Annotated in this window: 1 protein-coding gene; it reads right to left on the reverse strand. The window is 58.9% G+C overall.

What is annotated here, in order from left to right; all coding sequences use genetic code 11:
• Positions 1–110: 110 nt before the first annotated feature.
• Positions 111–304: arginase family protein (locus LZP73_RS19860; protein WP_234236634.1), on the reverse strand; the 194-nt coding region annotated here is incomplete at its 5' end.

The raw sequence follows: 304 nt of genomic DNA on the forward strand, positions 1-304 counted from the left end.
GATGCTGGCGTATCTTATCCGGCCTACGGGTGCCGAGTGTAGGTCGGATAAGGCGTTCACGCCGCATCCGACATTAATGGCACATCACCCGCGCGCCTCTTATCTGGCGCTTACTCGCCCTTTTTCGCCGCCTGGATATACAGCATCTCCAGCGCCAGCGTCGCCGCAGCCAGAGCGGTGATTTCCGACTGATCGTATGCCGGAGCCACCTCCACTACGTCCATCCCAACGATGTTGAGATCTTTCAAGCCGCGTACCAGTTTAATGGCGCGATCGGAGGTCAGGCCGCCAATTACCGGCGTAC

The organism is Shewanella sp. AS16 (genome assembly GCF_021412365.1).
Taxonomy (GTDB): domain Bacteria; phylum Pseudomonadota; class Gammaproteobacteria; order Enterobacterales; family Shewanellaceae; genus Shewanella; species Shewanella salipaludis.